The 24,165-nt window shown below is 73.0% G+C and carries 20 protein-coding genes and 2 tRNA genes; 18 read left to right on the plus strand and 4 right to left on the minus strand.

Annotated elements, in window-relative coordinates:
- The first annotated feature begins 13 nt into the window (after positions 1–13).
- Complete coding sequence (locus tag AB0C38_RS07840; RefSeq protein ID WP_360668307.1) at positions 14–1,240, plus strand: hypothetical protein; 1,227 nt, start codon at positions 14–16, stop codon at positions 1,238–1,240.
- On the opposite strand, the gene AB0C38_RS07845 is transcribed toward AB0C38_RS07840, so the two are convergent.
- The gene (locus AB0C38_RS07845; RefSeq protein ID WP_360668310.1) at positions 1,237–2,205 is read right to left on the minus strand and encodes a DUF5937 family protein; all 969 of its coding nucleotides are present in this window, start codon (positions 2,203–2,205) and stop codon (positions 1,237–1,239) included. The two genes, AB0C38_RS07840 and AB0C38_RS07845, sit on opposite strands and share 4 nt — an antisense overlap.
- Before the next feature lie 67 nt (positions 2,206–2,272).
- Between AB0C38_RS07845 and AB0C38_RS07850 the strand changes: the two genes are divergently transcribed.
- A complete protein-coding gene (locus AB0C38_RS07850; RefSeq protein WP_360668313.1) occupies positions 2,273–3,442 on the plus strand; it encodes an MFS transporter in 1,170 nt (389 codons plus the stop codon).
- Here the strand turns inward: AB0C38_RS07850 and AB0C38_RS07855 are convergent.
- Positions 3,439–3,639, minus strand: coding sequence for a hypothetical protein (locus AB0C38_RS07855; RefSeq protein ID WP_360668316.1), 201 nt, complete (start codon positions 3,637–3,639; stop codon positions 3,439–3,441). The two genes, AB0C38_RS07850 and AB0C38_RS07855, sit on opposite strands and share 4 nt — an antisense overlap.
- A 137-nt stretch (positions 3,640–3,776) precedes the next feature.
- On the opposite strand from AB0C38_RS07855, the gene AB0C38_RS07860 reads away from it, so the two are divergent.
- From AB0C38_RS07860 to AB0C38_RS07920, 13 genes are all read left to right on the plus strand, one after another.
- Entirely contained in the window at positions 3,777–4,415 is a 639-nt protein-coding gene (locus AB0C38_RS07860) for a TetR family transcriptional regulator (protein ID WP_360668319.1), read from the plus strand.
- A gap of 177 nt (positions 4,416–4,592) precedes the next feature.
- The gene (locus AB0C38_RS07865) at positions 4,593–6,065 is read left to right on the plus strand and encodes an amidohydrolase family protein (protein ID WP_360668322.1); all 1,473 of its coding nucleotides are present in this window, start codon (positions 4,593–4,595) and stop codon (positions 6,063–6,065) included.
- Positions 6,062–7,183, plus strand: coding sequence for a M20 family metallopeptidase (locus AB0C38_RS07870; RefSeq protein WP_360668325.1), 1,122 nt, complete (start codon positions 6,062–6,064; stop codon positions 7,181–7,183). Before AB0C38_RS07865 ends, AB0C38_RS07870 begins: the two co-directional genes overlap by 4 nt.
- A 32-nt stretch (positions 7,184–7,215) precedes the next feature.
- Positions 7,216–8,100: a GNAT family N-acetyltransferase gene (locus AB0C38_RS07875; RefSeq protein WP_360668328.1), complete on the plus strand. Its 885-nt coding sequence runs from the start codon at positions 7,216–7,218 to the stop codon at positions 8,098–8,100.
- Positions 8,097–9,200: an o-succinylbenzoate synthase gene (gene menC, locus AB0C38_RS07880; RefSeq protein WP_360668331.1), complete on the plus strand. Its 1,104-nt coding sequence runs from the start codon at positions 8,097–8,099 to the stop codon at positions 9,198–9,200. The genes AB0C38_RS07875 and menC overlap by 4 nt, the downstream gene beginning before the upstream one ends.
- The gene (locus AB0C38_RS07885; RefSeq protein WP_360668334.1) at positions 9,197–9,334 is read left to right on the plus strand and encodes a hypothetical protein; all 138 of its coding nucleotides are present in this window, start codon (positions 9,197–9,199) and stop codon (positions 9,332–9,334) included. The genes menC and AB0C38_RS07885 overlap by 4 nt, the downstream gene beginning before the upstream one ends.
- 116 nt (positions 9,335–9,450) lie before the next feature.
- Positions 9,451–10,836, plus strand: coding sequence for a serine hydrolase domain-containing protein (locus AB0C38_RS07890; protein WP_360668337.1), 1,386 nt, complete (start codon positions 9,451–9,453; stop codon positions 10,834–10,836).
- Positions 10,833–11,723 (plus strand): serine hydrolase, encoded by an 891-nt coding sequence (locus tag AB0C38_RS07895; RefSeq protein WP_360668340.1) that lies wholly within the window; start codon positions 10,833–10,835, stop codon positions 11,721–11,723. The genes AB0C38_RS07890 and AB0C38_RS07895 overlap by 4 nt, the downstream gene beginning before the upstream one ends.
- Positions 11,720–13,312, plus strand: a complete 1,593-nt coding sequence (locus AB0C38_RS07900; protein ID WP_360668343.1) for an ABC transporter substrate-binding protein — start codon at positions 11,720–11,722, stop codon at positions 13,310–13,312. Before AB0C38_RS07895 ends, AB0C38_RS07900 begins: the two co-directional genes overlap by 4 nt.
- The gene (locus AB0C38_RS07905) at positions 13,309–14,289 is read left to right on the plus strand and encodes an ABC transporter permease (RefSeq protein WP_360668346.1); all 981 of its coding nucleotides are present in this window, start codon (positions 13,309–13,311) and stop codon (positions 14,287–14,289) included. The genes AB0C38_RS07900 and AB0C38_RS07905 overlap by 4 nt, the downstream gene beginning before the upstream one ends.
- 1 nt (position 14,290) lies before the next feature.
- Positions 14,291–16,174, plus strand: a complete 1,884-nt coding sequence (locus tag AB0C38_RS07910; RefSeq protein WP_360668349.1) for a dipeptide/oligopeptide/nickel ABC transporter permease/ATP-binding protein — start codon at positions 14,291–14,293, stop codon at positions 16,172–16,174.
- A complete protein-coding gene (locus tag AB0C38_RS07915; protein WP_360668351.1) occupies positions 16,171–17,100 on the plus strand; it encodes an ABC transporter ATP-binding protein in 930 nt (309 codons plus the stop codon). The genes AB0C38_RS07910 and AB0C38_RS07915 overlap by 4 nt, the downstream gene beginning before the upstream one ends.
- Positions 17,101–17,126: 26 nt before the next feature.
- Positions 17,127–20,492 (plus strand): serine hydrolase, encoded by a 3,366-nt coding sequence (locus AB0C38_RS07920; RefSeq protein ID WP_360668354.1) that lies wholly within the window; start codon positions 17,127–17,129, stop codon positions 20,490–20,492.
- On the opposite strand, the gene AB0C38_RS07925 is transcribed toward AB0C38_RS07920, so the two are convergent.
- Positions 20,482–21,396, minus strand: a complete 915-nt coding sequence (locus tag AB0C38_RS07925; protein WP_360668357.1) for a zinc-binding alcohol dehydrogenase family protein — start codon at positions 21,394–21,396, stop codon at positions 20,482–20,484. The two genes, AB0C38_RS07920 and AB0C38_RS07925, sit on opposite strands and share 11 nt — an antisense overlap.
- Positions 21,397–21,470: 74 nt before the next feature.
- Here AB0C38_RS07925 and AB0C38_RS07930 point away from each other — a divergent pair, with 74 nt between their 5' ends.
- Positions 21,471–21,878 (plus strand): MarR family transcriptional regulator, encoded by a 408-nt coding sequence (locus AB0C38_RS07930; protein WP_360668360.1) that lies wholly within the window; start codon positions 21,471–21,473, stop codon positions 21,876–21,878.
- Between the two features lie 355 nt (positions 21,879–22,233).
- Here AB0C38_RS07930 and AB0C38_RS07935 read toward each other — a convergent pair whose 3' ends face one another.
- On the minus strand, positions 22,234–23,679 hold the full coding sequence (locus AB0C38_RS07935) for a DHA2 family efflux MFS transporter permease subunit (protein WP_360668363.1): 1,446 nt from the start codon (positions 23,677–23,679) through the stop codon (positions 22,234–22,236).
- Between the two features lie 194 nt (positions 23,680–23,873).
- Between AB0C38_RS07935 and AB0C38_RS07940 the strand changes: the two genes are divergently transcribed.
- Together AB0C38_RS07940 and AB0C38_RS07945 are read left to right on the plus strand one after the other, a co-directional pair.
- Positions 23,874–23,948, plus strand: a tRNA-Val gene (locus tag AB0C38_RS07940).
- 38 nt (positions 23,949–23,986) lie between these two features.
- Positions 23,987–24,058, plus strand: a tRNA-Val gene (locus AB0C38_RS07945).
- The last annotated feature ends 107 nt before the right edge of the window (positions 24,059–24,165 follow it).

The raw sequence follows: 24,165 nt of genomic DNA on the forward strand, positions 1-24,165 counted from the left end.
CCCAATGCCGTTCATGCGAACTCCGAAAGTGCTCCTCCTCGGGCTGGCCGTGGTGGCCGGCGCACTGGCGCTGCCCGGGACGGCCAGCGCCGCTTACAGTGACCCGCTGACGACGACCACCAAGCAGAACCTGGTCTGGCACGCCACGCCCGCCGCCGCGCTGACCGCGCTGGACAACGCGTTGCCGAACGTCAGCCTCAACACCGTCGTCAACGACACCAGTTACCCGATGACCGGCTGCACCAGTGCGGAGAAGGCCGCGCTGCCCAAGGCTCCGGTGGCGACGAAGTCTTTGTGCTGGGACTCGGAACGAGCCGGCAGCACGACGTGGGTCCCGCAGGGCATCACGACCTCCGGCGACGCCGACGACGACGGGATGTGGGGCGCGGACAAGATCATCCTGTCCGGCTGGCACGGCACCGACGAGCTCGGCCGGTACAACGACGCGCGGATCCAGGCGGTCAACTACAACGACCCCGCCTCCGCGGCCCATCGGATGCTGTACCTGGCCGTGCCTAACAGCACCGGCAGCACCTTCTCGGCGGCGAAGGCGCACATGGGCGGGATGGCCTGGTACGGCGACAAGATCTACGTCACCGCCGTCGGGAACACCTCGACCGCGATCCGGGTGTTCAGCACCAAGCACATCCTGCAGCTGACCGACACGACGTCCAACGCGATCGGCAAGACGTCGGGCGGATATGCGGCGTACACGTACAAGTACGCGATGATGCAGGTCGGCTACTACACCTACGCGGGCGGCACGTGCAGCATGGCGTCCGACACCGGGGTGCCGTGCTTCTCCTCGCTGTCGCTGGACCGCAGCACGAGCCCGCCGAGCATCGTGACGACCGAGTACTTCTCCGACCAGAGCCTGCACGGCCGGCTCTACCGCTTCCCGATGGGCACGGACTACCTGCTGACCGGGACCGCGACGGAGGCGTTCCGCAGCTACGTCGGCAACATGCAGGGCGTCCTGTCCCACGACGGCAAGTGGTACGTCGCGCACAGCTCGGCGACGATCAACGGCCAGCTCTGGGCGCAGACGACCGCGGCGAGCACGTCGGCGACCTGCGGCTCCACGGCCGCGTGCTGGGCGGTCCACCCGGAGGCGCTGACGTACGACTGGTCGACGGGCCTGGTGTGGTCCCAGTCGGAGTGGTCGACGGCCGACTGCAAGGCGCAGAGCCAGACGTGCGGCCGGTCGGTGTTCGCGGTGCCGCTGTCTTCGCTGGGTTAACCGCTGAGCAGGGACGTTCCGAGCGCCGTGATCAGGTAGAGGACCTGGCGCCCGGAGCGTTCCCGTTCGACCAGACCGTTCTCCCGCAGGACGCTCAGGTGCTGCGACACCGCGCTGGGCGTCACGTCGAGGGCGCGGGCCAGGTCGGTCGTGGTGGCGGGGGAGCGCAGCGCCTCGAGGAGCCCGGCCCGTGCGCGGCCCAGCAGCCGGACCGTGCCGGCCGCCGGGGGCCGGGTGCCCGCCGTCCACAGGACGCCGCGCCCGCGGGCCGGGTAGCGGACCGTCGTCTGCGTGGACGTGTTCCCCTTGACCAGGACGTGCGGGCAGCCGAGCACGACCGGGAGGAGGACGAGGCCGCCGGGACCCCGGTTCACCAGGCGGTCGCCGGTCAGCAGCAGCTGCCCGGCACGCCAGCGCAAGTCCGGGTGCAGGCCGGCGAACAGCCGGTCCGCGCCGCCCGCGGCCAGCACCCGCGCGCGATGGGCGACGTCGGCGTCGAGGACGGCCCGGATCCTCGGCCAGTGCGGGGCGAGCAGCCGGTCGTGCGCCCGGAGCAGCTCTCCGGCGATCGCCTTCAGCCCGGCCGCCGGCCGCGCGGCGAGCTCGGCGACGGTCCCGCGGAGGTCGGTGCCGAACACCCGTCCGAGGCTGGCCCGGACCTGACGCGCGGTCGTCCGCCGCAGCGCGGCCAGATCGTCCTCGATGGACGGACCGGCACCACGCGGCGCCGGGACCAGGAACTCCGGCCAGTTGGGCCGGTCGCTCACGATCAGCGGCCACGTCCACGGCAGGTCCAGCGGCGCGCGGGCGAGCTCGTCCTCCGCCCAGCGCAGCCACGGCAGGGCGCTCGCCTGCCGCTCGCGCCCGCCCAGCTGCTGCAGGCACGCGACCGTCTCCGACAGCGGGGAGATCGCGAAGCGGGTCGCCGCGAGCTCCGCGACGCCGAGTTCGATCGTCAGGGCCATGGCTCCGAGTATGTAGCCCGGAGCTAAATGCTGTCCGCGAAGCCGCGGCGGGCCAAAGGATCGGGTCATGATCGGACCGGACTTCCGGCGGCTCCTGTGGGCGACCGGCATCGACCACCTCGGCACCGGCGCGTTCACCGCGGCGGTGCCCCTCCTGACCGTCACGGTCACCCACGACCCGCGGCTCGTTTCGCTCGTCTCGGCCGCGGCGTACCTGCCGTGGCTGCTGCTGTCCCTGCCCGCCGGCGCGCTGGCCGACCGCCACGACCGGGCCGGCCTGATGTGGCGCGCGCAGGCGGCGCAGGCCGTGCTGGTTGCGGTGACCGCTGTGCTGGCCGCCTGCGGGGCGATCGGCATCCCGGTCCTCGTCGTCACGGCGTTCGGGGTCGGCGCGGGCGACGTCGTCTTCGGCACCGCGGCCCAGGCGATCCTGCCCGACCTGGTCGCCCAGCCGCTGCTGCCCCGCGCCAACGGGCGCCAGCAGGCGATCACGACGGTCACCGAGCAGTTCGCCGGCCCGCCCCTGGGCAGCCTGTTGTTCGGCGTCGCGGCGGCGCTCCCGTTCGGCCTCGACGCCGTCTCGTTCGCGGTGTCGGCCGTCCTGGTGGCGACGCTGCCCCGGCGGGCCCGCGGGACCCGGACGCGCGCCGCCGTCCGGGACGGCCTGGCGTGGCTCCTGCGGCACCGGCTGCTGCGCACGCTCGCGATCCTGGTGGGCGTCAACGGCTTCTGCGGCCAGCTCGCCTACGCGACCCTGGTCCTGCTCGCCACCCAGGTCGTGCACCTGGACGCGCGCGGCTACGGCCTGCTGCTCGCCGGGGCCGCGCTGGGCAGCGTGCTCGGCGGCCTGGTCAACGCGCGCATCGTGGCCCGGATCGGGTCGCGGGCGGCGTTGCTCACCGCGCTGGCGGTGAACGTCGGCGCGTTCGCGGGCATCGGCCTGAGCCGCGACGCCGTGGTGCTCGGCGCGTTCCTCGCCGTGAACGGTTTCGTGACGACGCTGTGGAACATCGTCACCGTCGGGCTGCGGCAGCGGCTGGTGCCGGCCGCGCTGCTCGGCCGGGTCTCGAGCGCGTATCGGCTGCTCGGCTGGGGCCTGATCCCGGTCGGCACCCTGACCGGCGGGCTGGTGGCCCACGGGCTGGGGCTGCGGGCGCCGTACCTCGTGGCGGCCGCCGTGCGCGGGCTCGCCCTGGTGATCGCGCTGCCGGTACTGGCGCGCGCGTGGCGGGACTAGCCGCCGGGGTGGCCGCAGGCGTAGATGTTCGCCGATGCCAGCCGGACACAGGCCGGGCACGTGTTCACGGGCCGGTCGCGGCGGCCGTAGTACGGGTGCCGGGCGCCGCACAGCGCGAGGAGGACCTCGCCCGGCTGCGGGTCCGGGTGGCACCGGGGGCAGAAGGCGTGCGCGGCGCGTTCGACGTCGGTGCTCATGTCCGGCCGGGTACCCGCGGCTCCGGCGCGCCAACCGGCCGATGGCTGTTCTGCCACGCTCTGCCGATTTCTCGCCGGCGCGGCAGCTCCGTATGGTGGGGGCCGGTAGATGATCAGGCTGACCAGGTGGTTTCGGAATGAACGTGAAGGCTGCCCGCGCGAGTGCGACGCGGGAGAGCATCCTCGTGACGGCGGAGCGGTTGTTCGCCGAGCACGGGGTGCAGGTGGTGTCCAACCGGCACATCAGCGAGGCCGCCGGCCAGGGCAACAACGCCGCCGTCAACTACCACTTCGGCACGAAGGTCGACCTGGTCCGCGCGATCGTCCGCAAGCACGCCGAGCCGATGGAGCGGCTGCGCACGGAGCTCGTCGAGGCCACCGACGGTGACGCCGGCCTGCGCGAATGGGTGGCCTGCCTGGTCCGCCCGAGCACGACGTACCTGCGTGAGCTCGGCGCCCCGACGTGGTTCGCCCGGTTCAGCGCTCAGGTGATGACCGACCCCGCCCTGCGGGAGATCATCGCGGAGGAGTCGCTGTCGTCCCCGGCGCTCGCCCGCGCGGTCGACGGGCTGAACCGCTGCCTGGACGGCCTCCCGGCGGACGTCCGCGCGGAGCGCAGCGACATGGCCCGCCAGCTGATGATCCACATGACGGCGGAGCGCGAGCGGGCGCTGGCGGAGGGGACCCCCACTCCGCGGGCGACCTGGGACGACGCGGGGACGGGCCTGATCGACGCGATCACCGGCCTGCTGCTGGCCCCGGTCACCCCGGCCTGACGTTCACCCGGGCGCCACGAAGGTCATGAACGACTCGTTCATGTCGTCCGGCGCGGTGAACGACTCTTTCATGACGTCGCCGGCCTGACGGAGTTCGTCCGCGCGGATCAACCGCGCCGCTCCGATTCGTCGGCGCGCACGAACGGTCGCGCCGGAAATCCTCCTAACGTCACCTCGATGCGGACACTCCTGCGGGGCGGCCGGGTCGTGGATCCCGGGAGCGGCTTCGACGGCATCGCCGACGTCCTCCTGAACGACGGTCACGTCGAGGCCGTCGGCGCCGGGCTCCCGGAAGCGGACGCCACGGCAGTCGACGTCAGCGGGCTCGTCGTCGGGCCCGGGTTCGTCGACCTGCACAGCCACGTGCACTCCATCGCCGGGCAGCGGCTGCAGGCCATGGACGGCGTCACCACCGCCCTCGACCTGGAAGCCGGGCTGATGCCGATCGAGCGCGCCTACGCCGAGGCCGCAAAAGCCGGGCGGCCGCTGCACTACGGCTTCTCCGCCTCCTGGGGCGCCGCCCGGGCGCAGGTCCTCGCGAACATCGCGCCCGACGCGAGCATCGACAGCGGACTCGCGGTGCTCGGAAACCCGCGGTGGCAACGGAGTTCCTCGAAGGAGGAGCTGACCGCGTGGCTTTCGCTGCTCGAAGCCGAACTCGCGAAGGGCGCGCTGGGCATCGGCGTCCTCATGGGCTACGCGCCCGCGACCGAGCCCGGCGAGTTCATGGCCGTCGCGCACCTCGCCGCGAAGGCCGGCGTGCCCACCTACACCCACGTCCGCGAACTGGTCGAGGTCGACCCCGCGATCCCGGTCGACGGCTCCGTGGAGATCACCGCCGCCGCGGGCGAGACCGGTGCCGCGATGCACCACTGCCACGTCAACAGCACCTCCGGCCACCACATCGACCGCGTCCTCGCCACCCTCGACACCGCCCGCCGCGAAGGCTCGCGCGTCACCGTCGAGGCCTACCCGTACGGCGCGGGCAGCACGGCCGTCGGCGCCGCCTTCATCGACCCGGACCGCCTGCGCCTGAAGGGCCTGAAACCGTCGAGCGTCGTCATCCTCGAAACGGGGGAGCGGGTGCGCGACGAAGCCCGCCTGAACGACCTGCGGCGGCAGGACCCCGGCGCGCCGTGCCTGCTCGAGTTCCTCGACGAACAAGACCCCCGCGACCGCGGCCTGCTGCACCGGGCGCTCGCGTTCCCCGACGCCATCGTCGCCAGCGACGCCATGCCGGTCTACTGGAAGGACGGCCGCACCGAGAGCACGGAGTGGCCGCTCCCGCCGGGAGGCACGACGCACCCGCGGACCGCGGGCACCTTCGCGAAGACCCTGCGCCTGATGGTGCGGGAGTCCGCCGAGTGGAGCTGGCTCGAAGCGTTCCGCCGCTGCTCGTACCTGCCCTCGCGCATCCTCGACGACGTCGCGCCCGCCGCCCGCCGCAAGGGACACCTCGGGGTGGGAGCCGACGCCGACCTCGTCGTCCTCGACCCGGACCGCGTCACCGACGCCGCCACCTACACCGACCCCACCCGCCCGTCGGCCGGCGTCCGGCACCTGTTCGTCGCCGGAGTTCCCGTTGTCAGCGAAGGAAACTTGAACACCGGCGCGCTGCCCGGCAAACCGCTGCGGGGTGAGCCGAAGTGATCGAAGACATCGAGACGCTCGTCCGGTGCGAGTCGCCGTCGGCAGACCACGAAGCCGTCGCCCGCAGCGCCGAAGCCGTCGCCGGGATCGGTCGCCGCCTGCTCGGGACCGAGCCCGAGCGCATCGTCACCGACGGCTGCACGCACCTGCGCTGGCGGTTCGGCGCCGGCCCGCCGCGCGTCCTGCTGCTCGGGCACCACGACACCGTGTGGCCGCTGGGTTCCCTGCGCACGCACCCGTTTTCGGTCGAAGACGGCGTGCTGCGCGGTCCCGGCTGTTTCGACATGAAGGCCGGCGTGGTGATGGCCCTGCACGCGGCCGCGGCGCTACCCGACCGGGACGGGCTCTCGATCCTCATCACCGGCGACGAGGAGATCGGCTCACCGCGGTCGCGGGCGCTGATCGAGGAAGAGGCCAAGACCTGCGAAGCGGTCTTCGTCCTCGAAGCCTCGGCCGACGGCGGTGCGCTGAAGACGCGCCGCAAAGGCGTTTCCCTGTACCGGATCGAGGTCGAGGGCCGCGCCGCGCACGCCGGGCTCGAACCGGAGAAGGGCGTCAACGCCGGGGTCGAGGTCGCCCACCAGATCCTCGCGGTGGCCGCGCTCGCCGACCGGGACCGCGGCACCACGGTCGTCCCGACCGCCCTGAGCGCCGGGACGACGACCAACACCGTGCCCGCCGCGGCGAGCGTCGCGGTCGACGTGCGGGTGTGGGACGCGGCCGAGCAACACCGCGTCGACACGGCCATCCGAAGCCTGCGGCCCCGCCTCCCCGGCGCGCGGATCCGCATCGACGGCGGCATCAACCGGCCACCGCTGGACGCGCAGGCGTCGTCGGACCTCTTCGCGCTCGCCAACGAACTCGCCGCCGGGACGCTCACCGAGGCGGCCGTCGGCGGCGCGTCCGACGGCAACTTCACGGCCGGGCTGGGCATTCCGACGCTCGACGGCCTCGGCGCGGTCGGCGGTGGCGCCCACGCCGACGACGAGCACGTCGTCGTCGTCGAGTTGCCCCGCCGCACCGCGCTCCTCAAGACCCTCACCGAAACCGTGCTGGCGCACCGGAGTTCGTCCGCCCCGACGAACACGCGGGGCGAATCCGGTGCGGGACAACGGTGACCCGCCGGCGGTCTCCGGAGAGGATCGGAGGCGTGACAGAAGTCGTGACGAACACAGCCCCGCCGCTGCGGGACGAGGCGGCCGCCGTCGCGGTCGCCGCCGCCACGGCCTCGGGGGTCCAGGTCCGGACCCTGGCCGAGGTCGCCGACCTGACCGCCGTGACCCGGCTCTTCGAGTCGATCTGGCGCCCGGCCCCCGGCAACCAGCCCGTGACGTCCGAACTGTTGCGCGCCATGGTTTCGGCGGGCAACTACGTGGCGGGCGCGTTCGACGGGACCGACCTCCTCGGCGCCTGCTTCGGGTTCTTCGGCGGACCCGCGAAGGGGGGACTGCACAGCCACATCGCCGGGGTCGCCACCGCCGGGCACGGCCGCGGCATCGGTTTCGCGCTCAAACTGCACCAGCGCGCGTGGGCCCTGCGCCAGGACGTCCCGGTGATCTCGTGGACGTTCGACCCGCTGGTGCGGCGCAACGCCCACTTCAACCTGACCAAGCTCGCCGCCCGCCCGGAGCAGTACCTGCCGGACTTCTACGGCCCGATGCACGACGGCATCAACGGCGCGGGCGACACCGACCGGCTGATGGCCGTCTGGGACCTGACGAGCCCGTCCGTGCGGGCGGCCGCCGAAGGCAGGCCCGCCCGGCTCGACGCGGCCACGCTGCGGAAGCAGGGTGCCGTGGCCGCGCTGGCGGCCGGCCCCGACGGTGCGCCGGTCACCGGGCCGGCCGACGCGCCGGTCGTGCTCGTCGCCGTGCCGCCGGACATCGAGGCGCTCCGGCGCGCCGACCCCGGCTGCGGCCGGGCGTGGCGGGTCGCGCTGCGGGAGGTGCTGGGCGGCCTGCTGGCCGGCGGCGCCTCGGTCGTCGGATTCGATCGTGCCGGCTGGTACGTGGTCGCGAAGGAGCAGTCGTCGTGAAACTCACCGGGGTGGAACTCCTGCGTGTCCGGATGCCGCTCGTCGCGCCGTTCCGGACGTCGTTCGGCACGCAGGCCGAACGCGAACTCCTGCTCCTGCGCGCGGTGACATCCGAAGGCGAGGGCTGGGGCGAGTGCGGGGCGATGGTCGACCCGCTCTACTCCTCGGAGTACGTCGAGGGTGTCGAGCACGTGCTGCGGACGTTCCTCGTACCGGCCCTGCTCGCCGCCGGGGACCTCACCGCGAACAAGGTCGCGCCGCTGCTGGCGAAGTTCAAGGGCCACCGGATGGCCAAGGGCGCGCTGGAGATGGCGGTGCTCGACGCGGAGCTCCGCGCCCACGGCGTGTCCTTCGGCACGGCGCTGGGGTCCACCCGGGACTCGGTGCCGTGCGGGGTGTCGGTCGGCATCATGGACACCATTCCGAAGCTCGTCGACGTCGTCGGCGGCTACCTCGACGCGGGGTACCTCCGAATCAAGCTGAAGATCGAGCCCGGCTGGGACGTCGAGCCGGTGCGCGCGGTCCGCGAGCGGTTCGGCGACATCCTGCTGCAGGTCGACGCGAACACGGCGTACACGCTTTCGGACGTGCCGCAACTGCAGCGGCTCGACCCCTTCGAGCTGCTGCTCATCGAGCAGCCTCTCGAAGAGGAGGACGTGCTCGGCCACGCCGAGCTGGCGAAGCACATCCGGACGCCGATCTGCCTGGACGAGTCGATCGTCTCCGCCCGGTCGGCCGCCGACGCGATCAAGCTCGGCGCCTGCCGGATCGTCAACATCAAGCCGAGCCGCGTCGGCGGCTACCTGGAGGCGCGGCGGGTGCACGACGTCTGCGCCGCGCACGGCGTCCCGGTGTGGTGCGGCGGGATGATCGAGACCGGGCTGGGCCGGGCGGCCAACGTCGCGCTCGCGTCGCTGCCCGGGTTCACCCTGCCCGGCGACACCTCGGCGTCGGACCGCTTCTACACCAGCGACATCACCGAACCGTTCGTGCTCGAAGGCGGCCGGCTGCCGGTGCCGTCCGGTCCCGGCCTCGGCGTCACCCCGATCCCGGAGCGGCTCGCCGAAGTGACCACCGCGAAGGCGTGGGTCGCGTCATGACCACAGTGGACACGATGCTCGCGCGGGCCCGGCAGTACGCGGTCCGGGCGGCGGTCACCACGTCGAAGGTCCGGATCCGGGTGGCGCTCGGGTACGCGGCGGCCCGGTCCGCGTTGCCGCGGCGGCTGCGGTGATTCGTCCGCCGGGATGAAAGTTTCCCCGGGTCTCGTCGGTTTCGACGAACCGGCCGCCCCGGTCGCCGTCCTAGCATCCCCGCATCGCCGGTTCCCCATTCGGACGAGAGGCAACCATGTCGAAGCTCACCGAACTCGCCGCCTGGCTCGAGAGCCGGCTCCCCGCCGTCCTGGCCGAGCACCACGTCCCCGCCGCGGCCGTGGCGGTGTACGCCGGCGGCGAGATCATCGACCACGCGGCCGGCGTGCTCAACAAGGGCACCGGCGTCGAGGCCGACGCCGACTCGCTGTTCCAGATCGGGTCCGTCACCAAGATCTGGACGACGACGCTGGCGCTGCAGCTCGTCGACGAAGGCGCCCTCGACCTCGACGAGCCCGTGCGGAAGTACCTGCCGGAGTTCACGATCGCCGACGAGGACGCCGCCGCGCGGATCACCGTCCGGCAGCTCATGTGCCACACCGCCGGCTTCGAGGGCGACATCTTCACCGACACCGGCCGCGGCGCCGACTGCGTCGAGAAGTACGTCGCCACCCTCGGCGACGTGCCCCAGCTGTTCCCGCCCGGCGAGATGTTCTCCTACAACAACGCCGCGTTCTGCGTGCTCGGCCGCGTCGTGGAAGTGCTGCGCGGCAAGGCGTACAACGACTGCCTGGCCGAGCACCTGTTCGTCCCCTTGGGACTGACGCACGCCGCCGCGAGCCCGTACGAAGCGATCCGCTTCCGGGCCGCGCTGGGGCACGTCACGCCCGGGCCGGGCGCGGACCCCGAGCCCGCCGGGATCTGGGCGCTGGCGCCGTCCAACGCCCCGGCCGGCTCGATGCTCGCGATGCGGGCGCGCGACCTCGTGACGTTCGCCGGCATGCACCTGCGCGACGGCGAAGGCCCGGACGGCACCCGCGTGCTCAGCGCGGAAAACGCCCGCGCGATGCGGGAGCGCCTCGTCGAGCTGCCCGACCTCGGCCTGATGGGCGACGCCTGGGGCCTCGGCTGGTCGCTCTTCGACTGGGAGGGCGGCGCGGTCGTCGGCCACGACGGCGGCACGATCGGCCAGGCGTCGTTCCTGCGCCTCGCGCCCGGGCACGACGTCGCCGTCGCGCTGCTGACCAACGGCGGGGACCCGGTCGCCGTCTACACCGAGGTCGTCGCCCACCTGCTCAAGGAGCTCACCGGCATCGAGCTGGCCGTGCCGCCGGTGCCGGCCCCGGACCCGCCGCGCATCGACGCCACCCGGTACGTCGGCGAGTACTCGTCGTCGGTCGCGGACATCGTGGTCAGCCAGGACGACGACGGCCGCGTCTGGGTCGAGCGCGTCCCGAAGGGGATCTTCGCGGAGCTGGCCCAGCCCGACAAGTCCGAGCTGGTCGCGATGAACGGCGACACGCTGATCCTGGCCGAGCCGATGCAGGGGATGTACCTGCCGCACGCCTTCGTCGGCGACGACGGCACCGGCCGCGCGCTGTACCTGCACACCGGCCGGGCCGATCGGCGGGTGAGCGCGTGACGGCCGTCGAAGACGAGATCGCCGGGGTGTTCACCGCGGCCGGCGCGCGGGGTTTCCTGCACGCGCGGGAGATCGGCGGCGGGCCGGAGGTGGCCGTCGGCGCCGACGACCCGGTGGTGCTCGCCTCGGTGTTCAAGATCCCGGTCGCCGTCGCCTACGCGCGGGAGGTCGTCGCGGGCCGGCTGGACGAGACGGCGCGGACCCGGGTGGGGAAGCGTTACCGCATCGGCGGGATCGGCACCGCGGGCTGCGCCGACGACGTCGAGATGAGCTGGCGCGACCTCGCGCTGGTCATGCTGACCATGAGCGACAACGCGGCCACGGACGTCGTTTACCACCGCGTCGGCCAGGAAGCCGTCGACCGCGTCCTCGCCGACCTCGAACTGCACCGGACGCGGCTGATCGGCTGCTGCGAAGACCTCTTCGCCTCGGTCATGGCGGACTTGGGTGCGGCCGAAGACGATGACCTCGACGCCGTGTTCGCCGGCGCGACCCCGGAACAAACGTGGAAGCTCGCCACGCTCGACCCGGAGCGCACGACGGCGTCCACGCCCCGGGAGATCACCACGCTGCTCGACGCCGTCTGGACCGACCGCGTCGCCGACCCGGCGGCGTGCGAACGGGTCCGTTCGATGATGGCGCGCCAGATCTGGCCCCACCGGCTCTCGAGCGGCTTCCCCTCCGGCGTCGCCATCGCGGCCAAGACCGGCACCCTGCCCGCGGTGCGCAACGAAGCGGGCGTCGTGTCCTACCCGGACGGACGCCGGTTCGCCGTCGCCGTCTTCACCCGCGCGGACTCCCTCGCCGAGCGGCAACCCGCCGTCGACGCCGCGATCGGCGAGGCCGCCCGCCTCGCCGTGGACCACCTGCGGAAGGAAACCCCATGACCAAGACACGGACCGCGGCGGTCCTGCTCGGGGTGCTCGCCCTGACCGCGACCGCCTGCGGGGGATCGGGCAGCGGCTCGGGCTCCGGCGACGGCACCCCGGTGGACGGCAAGACGTTCAGCTTCGGCGCCGGCTCCGACCCCGGCACCCTCGACCCGCACATGACCGTGCTGTCGGTGGCCATCCAGGTCGACCGGTTCCTCTACGACTCGCTGCTGGGGCTCGACGGCGACGGCAAGCCGGTCGCCGGGCTGGCCGCGAAGTGGGAGGCGTCGACGACGACCGCGTCCTTCACCCTCCGCCCGGGCATCACGTGCGCGGACGGCACCCCGCTGACCGCCGCCGACGTCGCGGCCAACGTGAACTTCATCGGCGACCCGGCGAACAAGTCGCCCATCGCCGGGCTGTACATCGCCCCGGGCACCAAGGCGACCGCGGACGAGGCGTCCCGCACGATCAGCGTCACCAGCGGGAAACCGGACGCGTTCCTGGCCCGCAACATCGGCGGGGTGCCGATCGCCTGCGCCAAGGGACTCGCGGACCGCAAGCTCCTGGCCAAGGGCGAGAGCGGCACCGGGATGTTCAGCGTCACCGAGGCCGTGCCCAACGACCACTACACCTTCACCCGCCGCAAGGACTACACGTGGGGCCCTGGCGACTGGAAGGCGGAGCCGGGCCTGCCGGACAAGGTCGTCATCCGGGTCATCCCCAACACCACGACCGCGACGAACCTGCTGCTGTCGGGCGAGCTCAGCGCGGCCGCGATCATCGGGCCGGACCGGCAGCGCCTGGAGGCGCGCAAGCTCTTCCACGGCGACTTCACCGCCCCGATGGGCGAGGTGTTCTACAACCAGGCGCCCGGGCGGCCCGGGCAGGACGAAGCCGTCCGCCGGGCGCTCACCCAGGCGCTCGACCTGCCCCAGCTCGGCAAGGTGCTGACCAGCGGCGCCGGCAAGCCGTCGCAGGGCATGATCACGAACGAGCCGAAGGTGTGCCCGGGCAACACGGTCGGCGGCAACCTGCCGGCCCACGACCCGGCCGCGGCGGCGTCCACACTGGACGCGGCGGGCTGGAAGGCGGGCCCGGACGGCGTGCGCGCGAAGGACGGGAAGAAGCTCGCGCTCACCGTCCTCTACGGCACCCAGCTCGGCCCGACGATGGCGCCGACCGCGGAGCTCGCCCAGCAGACGTGGAAGTCCCTCGGCGCCGACGTGACGCTCAAGGCGGTCGACAGCCCCGGTCTCAGCCAGGTTCTGTTCGGCACCGGCGAGTGGGAGGTCTCCCTCGGCCCGGTCGGGTTCTCGCTGCCGAGCCAGCTGGTCCCGTTCGTCTCCGGCCCGGCCGCGCCCGACGGCACGAACTTCGCCCACATCAGCAACCCCGGCTACGACCAGGCGGCGCTGCAGGCGGCTTCGAAGGCCGGCGACGCCAGCTGCGCGGACTGGAACGCGGCGGAGACCGCGCTGGTCAAGCGGGTGGACGCGGTGCCCTACTTCGACTCCGTCGTGCCGGTCTACGGCAGCGGCGCGAAGTTCGAGCTCAGCCAGGGCAGCGTGACGCCGACGTCGATCCGGATGTTCGCGAAATGACCACGGCGGCGGCGCCCGCCGGCCTGCGGGGCAGCCCGTGGCCGGCGTTCGCCGCGCGGCGGCTGGCCCGGTTCGCCGTGTCGCTGTGGGCGCTGCTCACCGCGGCGTTCCTGATGATCCACCTGGTCCCCGGCGACCCGGTGCGGGCCTCGCTCGGCCTCACCGCACCCGCCGAGCTGGTGGCGGCCAAGCGGGCGGAGCTCGGCCTGGACGACCCGCTGTGGGTGCAGTACGGGCACTACGTGCGCGGCCTGCTTTCCGGGGACTTCGGGACGTCGATGGCGAGCGGCCAGCCGGTGGCGCAGGTGATCGGCGACCGGCTGCCGTCGACCCTGCAGCTGGCGGTGCTGGCCTTCGCGGTCGTGGTCGTCGTCGCGGTCCCGGTCGGTGTCTGCTTCGCGGTGCTGACCCGGGGCGGCCGCCGCCGGGGCGCGGAGCTGGGGTTCACGTCGGTGAGCGTGTTCCTGGCCGCCATCCCGGAGTTCCTGGTCGCGGTCGGGCTGGTGGCGCTGCTCGCCGTCGGGCTCGGCTGGTTCCCGGTGGCCGGCAGCGACGACGTGAGCGCGTACGTCCTGCCGGTGGCGGCCCTGGCCGTCGGGCCGGCGGCGGTGCTTTCGCGGATGGTCCGGGTGGAGCTGCTTTCGGTGCTGGGCGCCGACTTCGTCCGCACCGCGCGGGCGAAGCGGCTGCCCGCGCGGCTGGTGTACGTCCGGCACGCGCTGCCGAACGCGCTGACCGCGACCCTCACCCTGGGCGGGCTGATGCTGACCGGGATGGTGGCGGGCACCGTGCTCGTGGAGAACGTGTTCGCCTGGCCCGGCCTCGGCTCGACGATCGTCGCTTCGATCCTGCAGAAGGACTACCCGCTGGTGCAGGGGATCGTGCTGGTCTACGGGGTCGGCGTGCTGCTGGTGAACTTGCTGGTCGACGTCGTGCTCGGGCTGCTCGACCCGCGCTCGGCCATTCGGGAGGCGTGAGATGGCGCGACGCGGTTCGGTCTGGGCGGCGGCCGTGCGGACGCCGGTGGGCGCGTGCTCGGCGGTCCTGCTGGCGGGGGTCGTCCTGCTGGCGGTGCTGGCCCCGCTGCTGTGGGGTGACGCCGCGGCCGCGATCGACACGGACGCGATCGGCCAGGGCCCGTCCGGGGCGCACTGGTTCGGCACCGACTCCCTCGGGCGTGACCTCTTCTTCCGCACCCTGGTCGCGACCCGGCTCTCGGTCGGGCTCGCGGTGCTGGCGACCGCGATCGGCGTCGGCGTCGGGGTACTCCTCGGGACGCTGCCGTCGGTGCTGCCGCGCTGGGCGGGCCGGCTGCTCACCGCGGCGGTCAACGTCGCGGTCGCGTTCCCGGGGCTGCTGCTGGCGCTGTTCCTCGCGGTGATCTTCGGCGTCGGCACGCAGGGTGCGGTGCTGGCGATCGCGTTCGCGGTGGCGCCGGCGTTCGCCCGGCTGGTGCAGACGCTGTCCGCGTCGGTGGCCGGGCGGGACTTCATCGCCGCGGCCCGGGTGTCCGGCGTCGGCCGGATCCGGCTGCTGGCCCGGCACGTGCTGCCCAACATCGGGGAGCCGCTGGTCGTGAACGCGACCATCGGGGCCGGCTCGGCGCTGCTCGCCTTCGCCGGGCTGTCGTTCCTCGGGATCGGCGTGCAGGCCCCGGACTACGACTGGGGCCGGCTGCTGCGCGAAGGCCTGGACGGCATCTACGTCAACCCGGTGGCCGCGCTCGGGCCCTGTGTGGCTGTGGTGCTGGCCGGACTGGCGTTCAACCTCGTGGGGGAGACGGTGGCCGGCGTGGTCGGGGTCCGGACGCGTGCCTCCCGGCGGGCGGCGGGTCCGCTGCCGGCGCCGCGGCCCGCGGCCGTGGCGGAGCCGGCGGACGACGCGGTGCTCGTCGTCGAGAACCTCCAGGTCGCGTTCCCGGGCCCGAGCGGGTGGACCGTGCCGGTGCGCGGGGTCAGCTTCAGCGTCCGCCCGGGTGAGGCGATCGGCGTCGTCGGCGAATCGGGTTCCGGCAAGAGCCTGACCGCGCTGGCGGTGTCCCGCCTGATCGAAACGCCCGGCGTGGTCACCGCCGACCGGCTGGAGTTCGCCGGGACGCCGCTGGCGGCCGCCTCGGACCGCGAGCTCGGCACCTCGCTCGCCATGGTGTTCCAGGACCCGATGACGTCGTTCAACCCGGCCCGCCGCGTCGGCAGGCAGCTCGCCGAGGTGTCCGAACAGCACCACGGCCTGTCGCGGCGAGCGGCGTTCGCCCGCGCGATCGACCGGCTGACCGCCGTGCGCGTCCCGGCCGCGGCCCGGCGCGCGCGGCAGTACCCGCACGAGTTCTCCGGCGGCATGCGGCAGCGGGCGATGATCGGGATGGGCCTGATGGGACAGCCGAAGCTCATCATCGCCGACGAGCCGACGACCGCGCTCGACGTCACCGTGCAACGCCAGGTCCTGCGCCTGCTCGCCCGCACCCGCGAAGCGGAAGGCGCGGCGATCCTGCTCATCAGCCACGACATCGCCGTCGTTTCCCAGACGTGCGAACGGATGCTGGTGATGTACGCCGGACGCGTCGTGGAGGACCTGCCGACCGGCAGCCCGGCCCAGCACCCGTACACCCGGGCGCTGCTGGCCACGACCGTCGACCTCGGCACCGACCGCGACGAGCCACTGGCCGTGATCCCGGGTCGCCCGCCGGAGCCGGACCAGGTACCCGACGGCTGCGCCTTCGCCGACCGGTGCCCGCTGGCCTCGGAGCGCTGCCGGACCGAAGACCCGGTGCTGGAACCGACCGCCGACGCGCACCGGGTCGCGTGCTGGCACCCGCAGGTCAGTGTCCTTTCCGGACGGTCGCAGGAGGAAGGTGCCGCATGAGCGTGCTCGAGTTCGACGCGGTGAGCGTTCGTTACGGCAAGTTGACCGCGGTCGACGGCGTCCGCCTGACCGTCCCTTCCGGACAGGTCGTCGGCCTGGTCGGCGAGTCCGGCTCGGGCAAGTCGACCCTCGCCCGGGCCGCGGTCGGGCTCGCGCCGGTCAACGCGGGCCGGGTGCTGCTCGACGGTGTCGACGTCCGGAAGCTGCCCCGGCGCCGCCCGCTGCAGATGGTGTTCCAGGACCCGTACTCGTCGCTGGACCCGCGGATGGCGATCGGCGAGTCGATCACCGAGGCGATGCCGAGGGACACTTCCCGCGGCGCCCGTCGTGAAGAGGTGGCCCGGCTGCTCGACCTGGTCCACCTCGGCCCGGACCGGGCCGCGATGCTGCCCGGGCAGCTCTCCGGCGGCCAGCGCCAGCGCGTAGCGCTCGCCCGGGCGCTGGCCGGGCAGCCGAAGGTGCTGATCGCCGACGAGATCACCTCGGCGCTCGACGTCTCGGTGCAGGGCGCGGTGCTCAACCTGGTCCGCGACGTGCAGCGGCGGCTCTCGCTGTCGATGCTGTTCATCTCCCACAACCTCGCCGTCGTGCGGTACGTCAGCGACATCGTCGCCGTGATGTACCTCGGCCGGATCGTCGAAGCCGGACCCGCCGAGCAGGTGCTCACCGACCCGCAGCACCCCTACACGCGGGACCTGCTCGCCTCCGCGCCGTCGGCGCACCGGAACCTGCTCGCCGACACCGGCGACCCGCTCGCCGACACCGAACCGGCCGACCCGCACCACCCGCCGCCCGGCTGCCGGTACCACCCGCGGTGCCCGATCGGCCCGCTCGTGCACACCGACCGCACTCTTTGCGTCAGCGCCGACCCGGCCGACGACGCCGCCCACCGGCCGCACCGCGCGGCTTGCCACTTCGCCGCGTGAGACCGTTATCCCACAAGGAGATCCGCATGACCCGACGTCTCGGCATCGACGACCTGTACGCCCTGGAGCTCCCCGAGCAGCCGGCGATCTCGCCCGACGGCGCCCGGATCGTCTACGTGCTGCGCACCGCCGACCGTGACCAGGACGAGGACACCCGCTCGCTCTGGGAGATCGCCACGGATGGCGGCGAGGCGCGCCGGCTGACCCGCGGCCGCGCCGACGTGGCACCGGCGTGGTCGCCGGACGGGACGCGGATCGCCTTCCTGCGCGCCCAGGACGGCCCGCCGCAGCTGTGGCTGCTGCCCGCCGGCGGCGGGGAGCCCAAGCGGGTCACGACGCTGCCACTGGGCGCGGGCACGCCGGTGTGGCGCCCGGACGGCGCCGAGATCGCCTTCAGCGCTCCCGTGGACCTCGCCGCCGAAGAGGGCGAAGACGACGGCGCGCAGGGCCGCCGCGCGAGCGCCCCGGTGGTCGCCGACCGGCTGGACTTCAAGGCCGACGGCGCCGGGTTCCTGCGGACCCTGCGCAAGCACGTCCACGTCCTCGACGTCGCCACCGGCGAGGTCCGGCGGGTGACGTCGGGGGACTGGCACGCGGGCGACCCGGCCTGGTCGCCGGACGGCGGGCGGCTGGCCTTCCCCGCGGCGCGCGATGCGGACGCCGACCTGACTTTCCGTTCGGGCACCTACGTTCTCGACGCGGGCGACCGCACCGCCGAGCCGCGCCTGGCCGACTCGGGCGAAGGCATGAGCGGGACGGTCACGTGGACCGCGGACGGCGAAGCCCTGCTCGTCGTCGGCCGCCGTGACACCGCCACGGGCCACGCCGGACTGCTGCGCGTGCCGCTGGACGGCGGGGAGACCGCCGACCTCGCCGCGCCGCTCGACCGCACCGTGATGCCGGGCGGCCCGGGCTACCCCGGCGCGCTCCCGCAGCTCGCCGGCGACGGCTCCACGGTCCTGTTCTGCGTCCGGGACCGCGGCTACACGCACCTGTACGCCGTCGACGTCGCCGGCGGCGAACCGCGGCGCGTCGTCGGGGGCGCGGGGAACACCGTGGCCGCGCTGTCCGTAGCGGGGAACACGGCGGCGATCCTGCTGGCCACGCCGACGTCGCACGGCGAGATCGTGACGGTCGACCTGCCCGGGGGAGAGCTCGAGGTGCGCACCGCGCACGGCGACGACGACGTCGAGCTGTTCGTCCACGAGGAGCGGGAGTTCACCGTCTCCGACGGCACGGTCGTGCACGGCTGGCTGCTGCGCGACCCCGCCCGCACCGGCCCGCGGCCGCTGCTGCTGGACATCCACGGCGGCCCGCACAACGCGTGGAACGGCACCGCCGACGCCGTGCACCTCTACCACCAGCAGCTCGCCGCCCGCGGCTGGGCGGTGCTGCTGCTCAACCCGCGCGGCAGCGACGGCTACGGCGAAGCGTTCTACACCGCCGCGATCGGCAGCTGGGGCCTGGCCGACGCCAAGGACTTCCTCGAGCCGCTGGACCAGCTCGTGGCCGAAGGGGTGGCGGACTCGCGGCGGCTCGCGGTGTCCGGCTACAGCTACGGCGGCTTCATGACCTGCTACCTGACCAGCCGGGACGACCGGTTCGCCGCCGCGGTCGCGGGCGGCGTCGTCAGCGACGTGGTCAGCATGGCCGGCACGTCCGACGGCGGCCACTACCTGGGCGTCACCGAGTTCGGGGCCGTGCCGGCGGAGAACCGCGCGCACTACGCGGCGCTTTCCCCGCTGGCCCAGGTGGAAAAGGTGCGCACGCCGACGCTGGTCCTGCACGGCGCCGCCGACGACCGGTGCCCGCCGGGACAGGCCGAACAGTGGTTCACCGCGCTGCGCGAGCAGGGCGTGCCCACCCGGCTGGTGCTCTACCCGGACGCGTCGCACCTGTTCATCCTCGAGGGCCGCCCGTCGCACCGCGCCGACTTCAACCGCCGCATCGTGGACTGGGCCGAGCAGCACGCGGGCGAGCCGGGCAAGCCGGTCCGGGTGCCGATCGACGCCGCGCACTGGCGCCGCCGGCTCGCCGAGCTCGCGCGCAAGCACCGCGTCCCCGGTGCCGCGCTGGGCATCCTGCGGCTCGACGGCGACGAGGTCGTCCAGACGAGCTACGGCGTGCTGAACAAGGCGACCGGCGTCGAGGTCACCGACGACTCGGTGTTCCAGATCGGCTCGATCACCAAGGTGTGGACGGCGACCGTCGCGATGCAGCTCGTCGACGAAGGGCTGCTGAAGCTCGACGCGCCGATCACCGACGTCCTGCCCGAGCTGCGGCTGGCCGACCCCGACGTCACGAAGAAGGTGACGCTGCGGCACCTGCTGACGCACACCAGCGGCATCGACGGCGACGTCTTCACCGACACCGGCCGCGGCGACGACTGCCTCGAGAAGTACGTGGCGGTGCTCGACCAGGCCGCGCAGAGCCATCCCCTCGGCGCGACGCTGTCCTACTGCAACTCGGGGTTCGTCCTGGTCGGCCGGGTGATCGAGAAGCTGACCGGCAAGACCTGGGACGCGGCCCTGCGCGAGCGGCTGTTCACGCCGCTGGGCCTGAAGCGCACGAGCACCCTGCCGGAGGAAGCCCTCCTGCAGCGCGCCGCGGTGGGGCACGTCGCGGCGGGGGACGCCGAGCCGCAGCCCGCGCCGGTGTGGGGCCTGCAGCGTTCGGCGGGCCCGGCCGGGCTCATCTCGGCCTCGACCGACGACGTCCTGGCGTTCGCCCGCCTGCACCTGACCGGCGGCCTCGGCCCGGACGGCTCGCGCGTGCTCTCGGCGGAGTCGGCGAACGCGATGACCGAGGAGCAGTTCGAGATGCCGGACAAGGACACCCTCGGCGACTCGTGGGGCCTCGGCTGGATCCGCTTCGGCTGGGACGGCCGTCGCGTGTACGGCCACGACGGCAACACGATCGGGCAGGCGGCGTTCCTGCGGATCCTGCCGGAGCAGGGGCTGGCGATCACCCTGCTCACCAACGGCGGCAGCACCCACGACCTCTACGAGGAGCTCTACCGCGAGCTGTTCGCCGAGCTGGCGGCCGTGGTGATGCCGCGCCCGCTCGAACCGGCCGTGCCGCCGCCCGCGGTCGACGCCTCGGAGTTCCTCGGCGTCTACGAGCGGGAGTCGGTCCGGATCGACGTCATGGAGCTCGACGGGAAGCTGCGGATGCGCCAGACCGTCACCGGCCCGCTCGCCGAGCTGGTGCCGGAGACGACGACCGAGGACGAGCTGGTGCCGGTCGGCCCGGCCCAGTTCGCCTTCAGCCCCGCGGGCATGCGGGGCTGGATTTCGGTGACGTTCTACACGCTGCCGACGGGGGAGCGGTACCTGCACTCCGGCGTGCGGGCGACGCCGAAGGTCAAGGATCTCAAGGATCTCAAGGAGTGATGACGAGGCGCTGAGTGCTGCCGGTGTCCCGCCAGGCGCTTTCGACGTCCTGGAGGGGCACCGGGCGCGCGTCGATCCGGAAGCGGCCGATCTCCTTCACGAGCGCGTGCAGCTCCTCGACGATGTCCCGGGTCGGCACGGAACCCTGGCCGCTGCCGACGAGCTGCAGGCGCGCCGCCCGGAGCGCGGCCGACGGGAGCTCGGTGGTCCGCCCCGCCACCGAGCCGATCTCGACCCAGGTCAGCGGGCGGCCCCGGTCCGCGCGTTCGGTGACGATCGTGCGCAGCGCGTCGGCCGTCGGCGGGCCCCAGACGTAGTCGAGGACGACGTCGACGTCGGTGGCCTTGCCGAGCTCGTCGAAGGTGAGGGCTTCGTCGGCTGGTACGTCGGCGAGTCGCCTGGCGTCGCGGCCGGCGGCGACGACCCGGCCCGCGCCGAGGTGCTTCGCGACCTGGACGGCGAGCCGGCCCGCGTTCCCGGTGGCGCCCAGGACGAGGACGTCCTGCCCGGCGGCGAACTCGATGCGCCGGCGCAGGGCGACCCAGGCCGACATCGCCGGGTTCATGCCCGCGGCGACGAGCACCGGGTCGGCGTCCCCGGGCAGGACCACGCTGCGTCTCGTGTCCACGACCGTGCGTTCGGCCATGGCGCCCATGGCGGTGTCGGGCAGCACGAAGTACCGCAGCGTGCCGTCGGGTGCCCGGCCGACGCCGTCGATGCCGGGGACGAGCGGAAGTTCACCCGATCCGGTGTAGTGCGAACCGTCGGCCTGGCTGCGGACGCGCGGGTGCAGGCCCACGGCCATGACGTCGACGAGGACTTCGTCCTTGCTCGTGGGCTGTGGTTCGGGGAAGTCCTGACAGGTGGGCGGGGTCCCGAACCCGGTGACGACGGCGGCGCGCATGGTGGCTCCTTTTAGTTGGTAATGCCCACTACTTTAGATGGCATTGCCAACTAGTTCAAGGTAGTCTCGACGGCATGACCGAACCCGACGAGGTGCTGGACAACCTGGCCCAGGTGTCCTTCGCCGTGATGGCGCGGCTGAGCCAGGTGGCGGCCGCGCACGAGCTTTCCCTGACGCAGCTGCGGGTACTGGGGATCCTGCGGGACCGCACGCCGAAGATGGCCGAGCTCGCGACGCACCTGGGTCTGGACCGGTCGTCGGTCAGCGGCCTGGTCGACCGGGCGGCCCGCCGCGGTCTGGTTTCCCGAGAAGCTAGCCGCGACGACGGCCGTTCGGTGCGCGTCAGCCTGACCCCGGAGGGTCACTCGCTGGCCGCGGAACTGACGGCGGAGGTCTCGCGGGCGATGGCCCCGCTCTTGTCGGACTTCGGGGCGGCGGATCGTGCCCGCTTGGGTGTCCTCTTGGGTCGGATGCTGGCATGAGCCCGGTCACGTCGGGAACACCGGCGCGCGCGGGACGTTGTAACGGGTGTCGGTACGGAGGAGTCCCCGGGCCTCACCCAATGCCTTCACGGAGAACCGGTTCGCCCGGAGCCGTGTAGCGCCACTCGCCGCGAGGCGACCCCCGTACCGGCCTCGAACTCCCGCTTTCGCTCGCAGGTCTCCCCCCAAGCCTTCGCTGAGCGGAAGCGGGACTTTTTCGTCCGAAGTGGACGGACGCGACGGCGGCCCGGATGTCATGAAAGACTCTTTCACCTCGCCGGACGAGGTGAAAGAGTCTTTCATGACATCGCCAACGCGCGGCCAGACCCCTCGAGCCCGCCGAGCGGACCCGGCTTCAGTGCTTCGGAGCTGCCTTGGGGGCGCCCGTCGAGCGGATCAGCCAAGTCCCCGCGAAGGCCAGCAACCCGATCACCCCGGCGACCACGAACGCGGCCCGCAGCCCGGAAGCGTCCGGCCCCGCGGCCGCGCCGTCCGCGCTCCACAGCGTCGCCACGCTCACGAACACCGCCGTCCCCAACGCCCCCGACACCTGCTGCAGCGTCGACAGGATCGCGCTCCCGTGCGAGTACAGGTGCTCCGGCAGCACGCCCAGCGACTCGGTGAACAGCGGCGTCATCATCAGCCCGAGCCCGGCCATCAGCAGCACGTGGATCCCGATCACCGCGATCAGCGGCGAACCCGCCCCCAGCGTCGTGAACAGCCACAGCGACAACGCCATCGCCGCCGCGCCCGGGATCACCAGCGGGCGCGCGCCGACCTTGTCGAACAGCGCCCCCACCGGACGGCCCAGCAGGCCGAGCACCAGGCCGCCGGGCAGCACCGCCAGGCCGCTCACGAACGTGCTCGTGTGCAGCACCGTCTGCAGGTACAGCGGCAGCAGGATCGCCGCCGCGCCGATCAGGCACACGAACAGCAGCGACGTCAGCACCAGCGCCACCACGAAACTCCGGTGCGTGAACGGCCGCAGGTCCAGCAGCGCCCGGTCGCGGCGCTGCAGCCGCAGCTGACGCCACGTGAACACCACCAGCGCGACCACCCCGACGACGATCGGCAGCCACGCCGGCACCAGCGGCTCCGCACCGCCCTGCTCACCGGTCGACGACAGCCCGTAGAGCACGCCACCGAACCCGATCGCCGACAGCAGCACCGACGGCACGTCCAGCGGCACCCGCCGCGTCTCGCTCGTCAGGCGCAGCTGCAGCGCACCGGTCACCAGCGCCGCCACGGACAGCGGCAGCACGATCCAGAACATCCACCGCCAGCCCAGCGACGAGAGCACCGCGCCGCCGATCGTCGGCCCGATCGCCGGCGCCACCGCGATGACGATCGTGATCGTGCCCATCGTCGCGCCACGCCGCTCCGGCGGCACCAGCCGCATCACCGTCGTCATCAGCAGCGGCAGCATCACCGCCGTCCCGCACGCCTGCACCACGCGCCCGGCCATCAGCATCGCGAACCCGGGCGCGAGCGCGCACAGCAACGTGCCGAGGCTGAACGCCGACAGCGAGAACAGGAAGACCGCCCGCGGCGAGAACCGCTCGAGCAAGAACCCGGTCGTCGGGATGACGACCGCCATCGTCAACAGGAACCCGCTGGTCAGCCACTGCACCGTCGTGGTCGGCACCCGCAGGTCGACCGTCAGGTCACGCAGCGCGACGCTCAGGATCGTCTCGTTGAGGATCATCACAAACGCGGACAGCACGAGGACGCCGATGAGCAACCCCGGGCGCACCGGAGCGCGGTCGAGGTCGGCAGGCGGAGTGGACACGGTGTCGGTCATCGGGGTGGGAGCTCTCCTGGTCGGCGCACGGACCCGGCGACAACCGGGACCTCAAGCGTGCTGTCTCCTCGCAGTCTGCCCGTTTCGACGCCTTCATGTCACGGCGGTTTCCCCCGTGCGCGCGGTCACACCCGACCCCCTGCTGACCCTCCGCAGGCATCCGATATGCTTCTGTCAGTACAGAGTTCCGCAGCGCGCGATTAGCTCAGCGGGAGAGCGCTTCCCTGACACGGAAGAGGTCACTGGTTCAATCCCAGTATCGCGCACCACGAGCCCACCCCCGGGAACTCGTGGAAGTTCGTACAACGGGCGATTAGCTCAGGGGGAGAGCGCTTCGTTCACACCGAAGAGGTCACTGGTTCGATCCCAGTATCGCCCACGAGATGGTTGAGAGGGTTGTGTCCGCGGAGTGCGCGGACATGACCCTCTCGTTGTGTCTTGTGGGGGCCGAGCCCCCACACCCCCGCCGGGGGCACGCCCCCGGAC

This window comes from Amycolatopsis sp. NPDC048633 (assembly GCF_040650695.1).
Taxonomy (GTDB): domain Bacteria; phylum Actinomycetota; class Actinomycetes; order Mycobacteriales; family Pseudonocardiaceae; genus Amycolatopsis.